General features: G+C 66.0%; 10 protein-coding genes. 2 read left to right on the top strand and 8 right to left on the bottom strand.

What is annotated here, in order from left to right:
- The first annotated feature begins 14 nt into the window (after positions 1–14).
- On the top strand, positions 15–623 hold the full coding sequence (locus tag A3K89_RS22135) for a TetR/AcrR family transcriptional regulator (protein ID WP_068430787.1): 609 nt from the start codon (positions 15–17) through the stop codon (positions 621–623).
- On the opposite strand, the gene A3K89_RS22130 is transcribed toward A3K89_RS22135, so the two are convergent.
- From A3K89_RS22130 to hadA, 3 genes are read right to left on the bottom strand one after another with little or no spacing between them, the layout of a single operon-like run.
- A complete protein-coding gene (locus A3K89_RS22130; protein WP_068430784.1) occupies positions 624–1340 on the bottom strand; it encodes a Clp protease N-terminal domain-containing protein in 717 nt (238 codons plus the stop codon).
- 51 nt (positions 1341–1391) lie between these two features.
- Positions 1392–2030: a hypothetical protein gene (locus tag A3K89_RS22125; RefSeq protein ID WP_254303631.1), complete on the bottom strand. Its 639-nt coding sequence runs from the start codon at positions 2028–2030 to the stop codon at positions 1392–1394.
- Positions 2031–2047: 17 nt separating this feature from the next.
- Entirely contained in the window at positions 2048–2590 is a 543-nt protein-coding gene (gene hadA, locus A3K89_RS22120; protein ID WP_068430781.1) for a (3R)-hydroxyacyl-ACP dehydratase subunit HadA, read from the bottom strand.
- Between the two features lie 163 nt (positions 2591–2753).
- Here hadA and ggt point away from each other — a divergent pair, with 163 nt between their 5' ends.
- Positions 2754–4658, top strand: coding sequence for a gamma-glutamyltransferase (gene ggt / locus A3K89_RS22115; RefSeq protein WP_068430778.1), 1905 nt, complete (start codon positions 2754–2756; stop codon positions 4656–4658).
- Between the two features lie 8 nt (positions 4659–4666).
- Here the strand turns inward: ggt and A3K89_RS22110 are convergent, their stop codons facing one another.
- Genes A3K89_RS22110 through kdpA form a run of 5 tightly spaced genes read right to left on the bottom strand, consistent with a single transcriptional unit; the run spans position 4667 to position 12237 of the window.
- A complete protein-coding gene (locus tag A3K89_RS22110) occupies positions 4667–5350 on the bottom strand; it encodes a response regulator (protein WP_068430775.1) in 684 nt (227 codons plus the stop codon).
- A complete protein-coding gene (locus tag A3K89_RS22105; protein ID WP_068430772.1) occupies positions 5347–7830 on the bottom strand; it encodes a sensor histidine kinase in 2484 nt (827 codons plus the stop codon). Before A3K89_RS22105 ends, A3K89_RS22110 begins: the two co-directional genes overlap by 4 nt.
- A 9-nt stretch (positions 7831–7839) precedes the next feature.
- Positions 7840–8478, bottom strand: a complete 639-nt coding sequence (locus A3K89_RS22100; RefSeq protein ID WP_068430768.1) for a potassium-transporting ATPase subunit C — start codon at positions 8476–8478, stop codon at positions 7840–7842.
- A 1-nt stretch (position 8479) separates the two neighbouring features.
- Positions 8480–10555: a potassium-transporting ATPase subunit KdpB gene (gene kdpB / locus A3K89_RS22095; RefSeq protein WP_068430766.1), complete on the bottom strand. Its 2076-nt coding sequence runs from the start codon at positions 10553–10555 to the stop codon at positions 8480–8482.
- Positions 10552–12237: a potassium-transporting ATPase subunit KdpA gene (gene kdpA / locus A3K89_RS22090; protein ID WP_068430763.1), complete on the bottom strand. Its 1686-nt coding sequence runs from the start codon at positions 12235–12237 to the stop codon at positions 10552–10554. The genes kdpB and kdpA overlap by 4 nt, the downstream gene beginning before the upstream one ends.
- Positions 12238–12243: the final 6 nt, after the last annotated feature.

The following is a 12243-nucleotide window of genomic DNA, read 5'->3' as shown; positions in this document are numbered from 1 at the left end:
CCGAAGGGGTAGGTGTGAAGGACCGGCCGACGTCCCTCCGGCCAGGCCGCGGACGACGGCCCGCCGGAGAGGTACGTGCCGCCGTTCTGAAGGCCGCCGCCGATCGTCTGTTCGAAAGCGGTTTTGCAGCAATTACTTTCGACAAGGTGGCCGCGCAGGCCGGCACCAGCAAGATGACGCTCTACAAATGGTGGCCGTCGCCGGGCGCGCTGGCATACGAGGCCTATTCGAGCGTCGTCGACGACGTCGTGTCGTTCGAGGACACCGGTGACATCTCCGCCGACCTGAAAACCCAACTGCGCTCGTTCGTTTCGCTGCTGACCGCGGAACGGTCAGGACATATCGTCGCGGAGTTGATCGGCGCGGCACAGAGCGATCCCGCTCTCGCCGACGAGTTCATCCGCTCGTACGCCGGTCCGCGTCGAACGCGGATGGTGGGACGCCTCCAAGCCGCCCGACGCGTGGGACAGATCGCGAACGGCATCGACCTCGACGTCGTCATCGACGAACTGTGGGGCGCTTGCTATTTGAGGTTGTTGCTTCCGACACTGCCGTTGGATTTCGACTTCGTCGATGCACTCGTCGACAACGTGACGGCGGGCATCTCGCCGCCGCGTCGATGATCAGTCGAACTGCGACAGAAATTCGGCAACCTGCTGCTCGACGGAGGACTTGTCGAGACCGAGATCGGTCAGCAACCCTGTTCCGTCCTCGTGTTCGAGTAGAGCCAGAAGAATGTGCTCGGTACCGACGTAGTTGTGCCCCATACGAAGCGCTTCGCGGAACGTCAACTCGAGGACCTTCTTCGCGTCGGCGTCGAACGGGATCAGAGCGGGGGATTCCGCGACGGCCTTCGGTAACACCGCCGCGGCCGCGTCACGCACGTACTGCTCGGTCCGGTTGTCCGTCAACAGGATTCGCGCTGCAATGCCCTCCTTCTCACTCAGGAGGCCGAGGACGATGTGCGCCGGGGAGATCTCTGCGTTCTTGGCGGAGTGCGCTTCGTTCTGCGACCCCACCACGACGCCCCGAGCACGCGGAGTGAAACGGTTGAACCCCTGGTTCGCGTCGAGGTCGGAGTCGGAACCCTTGGGCACGAACCGTTTCTGAGCAGCCTGCTTCGAGACGCCCATGCTGCGGCCGATGTCGGTCCACGACGCACCGGAGCGGCGTGCCTGATCGACGAAGTGCCCGATCAGGTGATCGGCGAGGTCGCCGAGTGCGTCCGCCGCGAGAACCGCGTCGGACAGTTGGTCGAGCGCATCGGTGTGCACCTTCTTGATGCCCTCGATGAGGTCGTCGAGACGGACGGGGACGTTGAGTTTCGTGGGTTCGGTCATGCGTCAACCATAAGTTGACGATTCCCGATCGTCAACCCTCGGTTGACGATGTCATCGAAACGCTCGCGCCGCCTCGACTCCGGCCGCGACGTCGAGCTGCCGCGCGCCGAACAGCGTGCGCAGCTGGTCCGCGGACACGTCGGCGCCTGCCGCGATCGCCGCTGCTACGGCCTGGGGATCGACGTCGGCGGACATGCCCTGGTCACGCGCGATGTGCTGGAGGAATTCGGTCAGATGACGCGCCGTCGCGTCGTGCGTGACCGTCGGAAGAGCAAGGGATTCGAAGCCGTCGGAGAGGGTGTAGTCGGCGCGCGTCCATACCCCGCCGTCGAAGCCGTACACGAACCCGATCCACATGCCGTTCCGCTCGATGTCGGCGAGGTAGTCCTCGATCGCGTCCCGCCACCACGCGGGAGTGTCCGCGAGAAGATCGGTTTCGGGCTCACCGAAGTACGGTGCTGCTCCGGCGTAGTAGGTGTCGCTGTACTCGTGGTCGTGGCCGACGAGGACCGCCCGTCCCTCGTCGAGTATCCGGACGTCGGCCCAGTTGCCGCCGCCGTCGTCGTAGTGCCAGGTGCGATCACGCGCACAGCAGTGGTCCGGCCGACCCTGTGCTGCCGTCAACGCGGAACAGAGCGCCCATCGTCGGCGCATCTCGTCGGGACCGGACTCCAGCGGCGCACGCTTCACGCCACGGGAAAATACCGTCAGATGGCCGGAACCGCGACCGTACCGGCCATCATGATCTTCTCCACGACGTCCATGAACTCGTCGGGTGCCTGGATGTCGGTGCTGGCTGCGATGGTCGTCGTCGCCGTCATGACCGGCTGGTCACGTTGGTCGAAGATGTCGTTCTCGACGACGATCAGATCGGTGCCGGCAACCTTGCGCGCCGAGACGATGGACACCTCGCAGCTCAGGCGATCACCTGCGCGCAGCGGCCGGTGGAAGGCGAACTTCTGATCGACCTGCAGGATCTGCGGCATGGCGTAGCAGCTGAGGGTCTCTTCGAACAGCCGACGCTGTGCGACGAATCCGACGAGCGCCATGAAGGTGGGCGGAGCGACGAGATCGTGGTGACCGAGTTCCGCGGCTGCGTTCACGTCGAAGTGGGCCGGATGAAAATTCTGTACGGCACGTGCGAACTCGGCGACCTTCGCTTTGCCGACCTCGTAGACGTCGTCGATCCGGTAGCTCTGTCCCACCATGGCACGTACCTGCCCCGGCACGTCCTCTGACACATCGCTCATGGGTGACGATTTTACCGCCCTGCTGGTCGACCGAATGCAACGCGTTCCACACGGGGCCGAAAGCTCCTCCAGCAACCGTTCAGCAACCGTGGAATCGCCGTACTCGACGCCGACCCGGAGTGGAACAACTACGAGGACGGCGCACCGGTGTTAGCGTCGGTCGATGCGTTCGAGACGAATCACCGTGGCGCTCTGCGCACTCGTCCTGTTACCGGTCACTGCCTGCAGTAACGAGGAGACCGAATCCGCGTCGTGCGCGGCTGGTGACATCACCGCAGCCCAGAGCACGTCGGCGGGCGGCAGTTCCGGCGGTGACATCTCGACGAACCCGGAGATCGCGACCGGGTACCGATCGGGGATGACACCGGTCGACACCCGCGACTACGCGGTGTCGACGGCCAATCCGATCTCGACCGAGGCCGCGTGCGAGGTCCTGCGCGACGGCGGTACCGCTGCCGACGCGCTCATCGTCGCGCAGACCGTGCTCGGGCTCGTCGAGCCGCAGTCGTCGGGCATCGGGGGCGGCGCGTTCCTGATGTACTACGACGCGAAATCTCGCGAGGTACAGGCGTACGACGGTCGGGAGGTGGCGCCCGCGAGCGCCACCGGCGACTACCTGCGCTACATCGACGACGTCGACCGCACCCCGCCGCAACCCGATGCACGATCGAGTGGCCGATCGATCGGCGTGCCCGGGGTGCTCCGGATGCTCGAGCAGGCACACACCGATCACGGGACGCAGGACTGGTCCGATTTGTTCCAGCCGGCTGTGCAGTTGGCAGACAACGGGTTCGCGATCAGCCCACGTATGGCGCAGTCGATTGCCGACTCCGCCGCGAAGCTGGCGCTCGACCCGGAATCGAAGGACTACTTCCTGCTGCCGGACGGCGCACCGAAGTCCGAGGGCACCCTGCTGAACAACCCGGCGATGTCGAAGACGTTGTCCTCCATCGCGGACGGTGGCGCCGACGCGTTCTACACCGGCGACATCGCGGACGCGATCGTCGACGCCACCGCCGACACCTCGGCAGGCCGCACACCAGGGCAGATCACGCTGGAGGACCTCGCGGGATACGAGGCCAAGACCCGTACCGCCGTCTGCACGCAGTACCGGGACCACGACATCTGCGGAATGCCCGGGCCGTCGTCCGGTGGGATCGCGGTCGCGTCGGCGATGGGGATTCTGTCCAACTTCGATCTGGCCGAGTACGCACCGACCGACATGGATGCGAACGGCGGGAAGCCCACGGCGGAGGGTGTGCACCTGATCTCCGAAGCCGAGCGACTTGCGTACGCGGACAGGGATTTCTACGTCGCCGATCCAGACTTCGTGCCACTTCCCGGGGGATCACCGGATGCGCTGCTGGACCCGGAGTACCTGAGCGAGCGGGCAGGGATCATCGATCCGCAGCGCAGCATGGGAACGGCACAGCACGGCGACTTCGGGCCCGTGGAATTCGCGTCGTCGACCGATCCCGAACACGGAACCAGCCACATCTCCGTCGTCGACCGCTACGGTAACGCCGCGTCGATGACGACGACGGTCGAGTCGGCGTTCGGTTCGTTCCACATGGTCGACGGCTTCCTGCTGAACAACCAGCTCACGGATTTCTCGGCCGAGCCGGCATCACCGGATGGGACACCGCTGGCCAACCGCGTCGAACCGGGAAAGCGTCCCCGCAGTTCGATGGCGCCGACGCTGGTGTTCGACCGGAACACCGACGGCTCACGGGGCGATCTGGCGATCGTGACGGGCTCTCCCGGCGGATCGGTCATCATTCAGTTCGTCGTCAAAACGCTTGTGGGCATGCTCGATTGGGGGATGAACCCTCAACAGGCCGTGTCGATGGTCGACTTCGGTGCCGCCAACTCGCCCGCCACGAACTACGGCGGTGAGCATCCGAACGTGCGGGGGCCGGAGGATCCCGTCGTGAAGCAACTCGACGCGATGGGCCACGACGTGTCCGTCGCCGACCAGTCCAGCGGCCTGAGCGCGCTGCAGCGCACCGATACCGGGTGGACCGGTGGTGCGGATCCGCGTCGTGAGGGTGTCGTGCTGGGTAACTAGTAGCCGCACTACTGCAACCGATATCCCATGCCCGTCTCGGTGAGCAGATGCTTCGGGTGCGACGGGTCGTCCTCCAGCTTCTGTCTGAGCTGTCCGAGATAAATTCGCAGATAATGGGTTTCGCGTTCGTGCCGCGGACCCCACACCGCTTGGAGAATTTCTCTCTGCGACACCAGTTTTCCGCGGTTGCGGGCCAGGAGTTCGAGCACACCCCATTCGGTGCGGGTCAGGTGGACGTTCTCCCCGTGCCGGGTGACCGTTTTCGCCGACAGGTCGACGGTGAACGCGTCGGTCACGACGACGGCGTTCTCGGTCGCATGCGGACCACGCCTCCCCGCCGCTCTGAGGCGCGCGAGCAGCACGTCCATCCCGAACGGTTTGGTGACGAAATCGTCGGCACCGGCGTCGAGAGCGTCGACGATGTCGGCCGAGTCGGTCCGCGCCGACAACACGACGATCGGCACGTCCGTCCATCCCCGCAGGCCGCCGATGACGTCGATACCGTCGATGTCGGGTAGCCCGAGATCCAGAACGACGATCTCGGGATGGAAATCGGCCGCCGCACGCAACGCCTCGGCTCCCGACGTCGCGACGGCAAGCTCGTAGCCTCTGACCTGCAGGTTGATGCGGAGAGCGCGCACGATCTGCGGCTCGTCGTCGACGACGAGCACGCGAGTCCTCGCTGCCGTCATCGGATCACCGCCCCCAACTCGACGGTCATCGTGAGCCCGCCGCCCGCGGTGCCCGAGGCGACGACCGACCCGCCCATGGCCTCGGCGAAACCCTTGACGACGGACAGTCCGAGCCCGACTCCGACCGCGTTGTTGCGGTCGCCGAGTCGCTGGAACGCGTCGAACATGGTGCTCTCCGATCCTTCCGCGATTCCGGGGCCGCCGTCGGAGACCGTGACCGACGCACGCTCGCCCGCGCGCGTGGCGCTGATCCGGATGTCGCTGTCGGGCGCATGACGCGCGCTGTTGTCGACGAGATTGGCCAGCACCCGTTCGAGCAGCCCCACGTCTGCGAGTACTTCGACGTCGCCCACGTCGATATGTACCCGCCCGACCGGAGCCGACGATCCGACGAGCGACCGATGGACGGCATCCTCGACGTACACCGGCTGCAGGGTCGGTCGAACGACGCCGGCCTGCAAGCGCGACGAGTCCAGGAGGTTGCCGACGAGCGCGGTCAGTTGATCGGCCGATTCGTCGATGGTGGCGAGCAGTTCGGCGGTGTCCTCGGGAGAGAACTCGATGTCGGTGCTGCGCAGCGACGACGACGCGGCTTTGACCGCGGCCAGAGGCGTCCGCAGATCGTGGCTGACGGCCGACAGCAGCGCTCGCCGCAGCACGTCCGCCTCGGCCAACGCACTGGCACGGCTGGCCTCCTCGGTCAGTCTCGCCTGTCGTACCAACCCGGCCGCCTGATTGGCGACGGCCGTCAGCACGCGTCGGTCACGCGCACGGGTGCGGGCCCCCGCGAGCACCATCGTGAAATCACCGGCGGGCGCATCGATTCGCGTATCGGCGTGTTCGACGGTCGGCGCAGGCACATCCCCGACGCTACCGACCGTGTCACCGGTGGACACTTCGATCAACGACACCGACCGCTGCCCGTACGTCTCCCGGACGCGCTCGAGCAAGGCGTCGAGATCTGCACCGCGCAGCACGGAGCCGGCGAACAACATCAACAGCTCGGCCTCGCGCGACGCGCGTCGTGCCTCCCTGGCACGTCTCGATGCGGTGTCCACCAGAACCGCGACGGCGACGGCGACTATCAGCAGCACGACCGTCACGACGAAGTTCTCGGGCTCGGCGACCGCGAAGCTGTGTCGCGGAGCGGTGAAGAAGAAGTTGAGCAGAAATCCTGCGATCAGAGCCGACAGTGCCGCGGGCGCAACCCCTCCGAGGAGAGCCACGCACAACACGACCATGAAGAACAGCGCGCTCTCACCGCTCGAGTCGAACTGCGGGTCGACGATCGCGAGTACGGCAGCGGCGACACAGGGAACGGCCACCGCAGCGACCCACGACAGCATCCGTCGCGCACGGGAATCCGCATGGACGCGCAGACGTCGTCGTCGAAACCCGGTCTCGCCGTGCGTCACCATGTGCACGTCGATGGTTCCGGAGTTCTGCACGACGGACGATCCGATGCCTTCGTCGACGATTCGAGCGAACCGAGACCGTCGCGAAGTGCCGATGACCAACTGCGTCGCGTTGACGCCCCGCGCGAATTCCAGCAGCGTCGTCGGGACGTCGTCGCCGACGACACTGTGCATGCTCGCGCCGACGGCCGTCGCCAAGGTGCGGACAGCCCCCATCTGCGGCGCGGACACCCCCGCGAGGCCGTCGCCGCGCACGACGTGCACCACCATGAGCTCGGCGCTGGACCGAGACGCGACACGACTTGCGCGACGCACCAGCGTCTCCGACTCCGGCCCACCCGTCACCGCGACGACGACTCGCTCGCGCGCTTCCCACGTGTCGGTGATGTGTTCGTCGGTCCGGTATTTCACGAGCGCCGCGTCGACCTGATCGGCGATCCACAGCAACGCCAGCTCGCGCAGCGCCGTCAGATTGCCGCGCCGGAAGTAGTTGTCCAACGCGGCGTCGATCTTCTCGGCGCTGTAGATGTTCCCGTGGGACATCCTGCTGCGCAACGCTTCCGGCGTGATGTCGACGAGCTCCACCTGCGCTGCCGCACGAACGACGTTGTCCGGGACCGTTTCTCGCTGCACGACACCGGTGATCTGCTGGACGACGTCGTTGAGCGACTCGAGGTGCTGCACGTTCAGGGTCGACACGACGTCCAGACCCGCGTCGAGCAACACTTCGACGTCCTGCCAACGCTTCGTGTTCCGTGAGCCCGGCGTGTTGGTGTGCGCGAGCTCGTCGACCAGAACGAGATCCGGCCGACGCGCCAGCACGGCATCCAGATCGAGTTCGCGTCCGACGGTGCCGCGGTAGGGAATCTCGGTCGGCGGGACGACTTCGATGCCGTCGAGCGCCGCCTCCGTCACCGCGCGCCCGTGTGTCTCGACGAGAGCCGCCCCGACGTCGCATCCCCTGTCCAGGCGGCGACGAGCCTCACCCAGCATCGCGTACGTCTTGCCGACGCCAGGCGCAGCACCCAGATAAATCCGCAGCTCCCCGCGGGATTCCTGGTCCATGCACGTCTCCTAGTCCGGGCTGCAGTGCGGCGCAGTCAGTCCGAGAGCGACGTTGAGCTGCGGAACGTTCACCACAGCCGCCCCGAGTACACCGTACTGCGGACCGTGCGTGTAGTCGTTGACGAGTGCTCGAACGTCGGTGACGCTCAGGCCGTTCACCTCGGCCACCCGTGGAATCTGCAACGCCGCGTAGGCGGGACTGATGTCGGGATCGATGCCCGATCCCGATCCCGTCACGGCGTCGACGGGCACCAGGCTCGGGTCGACGTTCTCACGCGCTGCGACAGCGGCACGGCGTTGCTGGACGAACGACGCCAGCGTTTCGCTGCTCGGACCCTGGTTGGTCGGGAGCGCGGCACTCGGGTCACCGGGCGCGAACGCGTCGTCGTCGGCGACCGATCCGGTGACGCGGGGGTGGAAGTACGGGTCGGGCTGTCCGTCCGGAACCTGTGGATCGACACCGACCAGAGAGCTTCCGACGACGCATCCTGCAGCGTCTCGAAGCGGCGACCCCTCCGCCGACTCCGTGTCCAGACGGCTGACGGCCCACACAGCGACGGGATAACCGACGCCGAGAACAGCGGTGAACACGGCGAGTACCGCGAAGCCGGCGAGCATCTGACGAAGAAAACCGTGTGCGAAGCGCATGTCAACCAATCCCGGGAACGAGTCGGACGAGAAGATCTATCAGCCAGATGCCGACGAACGGCGTGACGACGCCACCGACGCCGTAGATCAACAGGTTTCGCCGCAGCAGCGAGGCAGCCGACGACGGGCGATAGCGAACACCTTTCAGTGCCAACGGAATCAGCACGACGATCACCAGCGCATTGAAGATGACCGCCGACAGGATCGCCGACTCGGGCGTCGCGAGTCGCATGATGTTCAACCCACTCAGCTGCGGATACAGCCCACTGAACATGGCGGGCAAGATCGCGAAGTACTTGGCCAGATCGTTGGCCAGGGAGAACGTCGTCAACGCGCCGCGCGTGATCAGCAACTGCTTACCGATCTCGACGATCTCGATCAGTTTGGTCGGATCCGAATCCAGATCGACCATGTTGCCGGCTTCCTTGGCGGCGGACGTTCCCGTGTTCATCGCAACGCCGACGTCGGCCTGTGCGAGCGCAGGGGCGTCGTTGGTGCCGTCGCCCGTCATCGCGACGAGCCTGCCACCTTCCTGTTCCTTCCTGATCAACGCCAGTTTGTCCTCCGGCGTCGCCTCGGCGAGGACGTCGTCGACACCGGCCTCTGCGGCAATCGCTTTCGCGGTCAGCGGGTTGTCGCCCGTGACCATGACCGTCCGAATGCCCATCGCCCGCAGTTGCGCGAAGCGGTGTGCGATTCCCGGCTTCACGACGTCGGACAGTTCGACGACGCCCAGCACAGTCGAGGAGCCGTCGGCCGTCTCCGCTACGACGAGAGGCGTACCTCCTGCTTGCGCGATGTCGTGCACGGTGTTGCGCACGGCGTCCACCGGCGTACCGCCGTTCTCGAGTATCCATGCGGCGACGGTGTCCGCAGCGCCTTTGCGAATCCTGCTGTCACCGATATCGATACCGCTCATCCGTGTCTGCGCGGTGAAGGGAACGAACTCACCGGCGATCTCCGACGCGTCGGCTGTCGGCGCCAGATCGAATTCACTGCAACACAATTCGACGATGCTGCGCCCTTCGGGCGTGCCGTCCGCCAACGACGAGAGCCGCGCCGCGCGAGCCAGGTCGACGGCGTCGACCCCGGGCGCCGGGTGCAGAGCGGTCGCGCGTCGGTTTCCGTAGGTGATCGTGCCGGTCTTGTCCATGAGCAGTGTGTCGATGTCACCGGCAGCCTCGACCGCCCGGCCGGACATCGCCAGGACGTTCCGCTGCACGAGTCGATCCATGCCGGCAATCCCGATGGCGGACAACAGCGCTCCGATGGTGGTCGGGATCAGGCAGACGAGAAGCGCGATCAACCGCACCGGATCCTGTTCGTCACCGGCGTAGGCGCTCATCGGTCCGATGGCGACGACGGCGAGCAGGAACACGATCGTGAGAGAGGCCAGCAGGATGTTCAGCGCGATCTCGTTGGGTGTCTTCCGACGAGACGCCCCTTCGACGAGTCCGATCATCCGGTCCACGAACGTCTCACCCTGCGCAGCGGTGATGGACACGACGATCTCGTCGGACAGGACCGTCGTGCCGCCGGTGACCGCCGACCGGTCGCCGCCGGCTTCGCGGACCACGGGGGCCGATTCACCGGTGATCGCCGATTCGTCGACGCTGGCGATTCCCTCGACGACGTCGCCGTCACCCGGGATGGTCTCACCGGCGGCCACGATCACCTCGTCACCGATCGCGAGGTCGGAGCCGCGTACGGTCTCGACGCCTCCGCCCGCGGTGCGTCGTCGCGCGGTGGTGTCCTGCTTGACCTTGCGCAGGCTCGCGGCCTGCGCTTGGCCACGCCCTTCCGCTACGGATTCGGCGAGATTCGCGAACAGCACCGTGAACCACAGCCACCCCGCTATCGACCACGCGAAGACGGAGGGGTCGCCGACGGCAAGGACCGTCGTCACCACCGACCCCAGGAACACCACGAACATGACGGGGTTCCTCGCGAGGTGCCGAGGATCGAGTTTGCGGAACGCACCCGGCAGCGCGGTCCACAGTTGGTCCGTGTCGAATTTGCCGGCAGGAACGGTGGTTTCGATATCCGCGGGCTGTTCGGGACTGGTCACGACAGTCATTGCATCGCCTCCGCGATCGGGCCCAGAGCGAGGGCGGGGAAGAAGGTGAGGGCGGCGACGAGGACCGCCGAGCCGAGGAGCAACGTGCCGAACAGAGGACCGGTGGTCGGCAGCGTTCCGACGTCGGTGGCCGTACGCCTGCTCTTGACGAGGGAGCCGGCGAGCGCCAGCACGAAGACGATCGGCAGGAACCTGCCGAACAGCATCGCAAGGCCCAGGGACGTCTGGAACCAGTCGCTCGTGACCGTCAGGCCACCGAACGCGCTTCCGTTGTTGTTGGCGGCCGACGCGTAGGCGTACAGAACCTCGGTGAACCCGTGGATCGACCCTGGAGTGCCCGGGTCACCCGAGTTGCCCTGAAACCCTGTGGTGGAGTCCAGAACGACGGTGACGGCGGTGCCTACGAGCACGAGCGCGGGCATGACCAGCACCGACAGGGCCGCCATCGTGATCTCGCGTCGACCGAGTTTCTTGCCGAGGAATTCCGGGGTGCGTCCGACGAGAAGTCCACCGACGAACACCGCGACTACGGCGAGGATCAGCATCCCGTAGAGGCCGGTACCGACGCCGCCGGGCGCGATCTCTCCGAACAGCATGTTCAGCAGGACCGCCCCTCCACCGAGCGGAGACATGCTGTCGTGCGCGGCATTGACTGCGCCCGTGGAGGTTCCGGTCGTCGAGACGGCGTAGAGCACGGAGCCGGGGATACCGAACCGTACCTCTTTGCCCTCCATCATCGCGCCCGCCGCGTTCGCAGCGATCCCGCGGGTGCCGGATTCGGCGGCGAGCGTGACCGCGAGCAAGCATCCCCACAGCGTCGCCATGACGGCCAGTACCGTCAGACCCTGCTTGCGACTTCCGACCATGGTGCCGAACGTTCGCGTCAGGCAGACGGGAATCAGCAGCAGCGCGATGATCTGAACGATGTTGCTCAATGGCGTCGGATTCTCGAACGGGTGTGCCGAGTTGGCGGCGAAGATTCCGCCACCGTTGGTCCCCAGCACCTTGATGGCCTCCTGCGATGCAGCAGGTGCAAGTGCGGTGTTCGTCATCGATCCGTCCAGCCCGTGCGCGGTGAAACCCGACGAAAACGATTGCACGACACCTTGTGTCAGCAGCACCAGGGCGATGACGAAGGAGATCGGAAGCAGAATCCGCAGCGTTCCCCGGGTGAGGTCGACCCAGAAGTTGCCGATCTCGCCGCCACTTCGTACGCGCACGAATCCACGTACCAGGGCGACCGCCACCGCCATACCGACCGCCGCGGACACGAAGTTCTGCACGGCGAGGCCGAGCGGCTGCGTCAGATTCGACATCGTCGTCTCGGGTACATAGGACTGCCAGTTGGTGTTGCTGACGAACGAAACGGCGGTGTTGAACGCGACGGCCGGACTCACTCCGGGCAACCCGTCGTTCAGCGGGAGAACGCCTTGAATCCGCTGCAGCACATATAGAAACAGCACCGAGGCCGCCGAGAAGGCGAGCAGGCTGCCTGCGTAGCCGACCCAGGTCTGTTCGGTCCGTCGATCGATGCGGCAGAGGCGATAGGTCACCGCTTCGAGCCGTAGATCGCGGGTGCCGTCGAACACGCGGGCCATGTAGTCACCCAACGGCACGTAGACGAGTGCGAGCACGGCGATCACAGCAGCGATCTGCAGGCCCGCGAGAAGCGCAGGATTCATGTCGGC

The organism is Rhodococcoides kyotonense (genome assembly GCF_001645385.1).
Taxonomy (GTDB): domain Bacteria; phylum Actinomycetota; class Actinomycetes; order Mycobacteriales; family Mycobacteriaceae; genus Rhodococcoides; species Rhodococcoides kyotonensis_B.
Note: the sequence above shows the minus strand (reverse complement) of the source record. Positions and strands in the feature narration are given on the sequence as shown.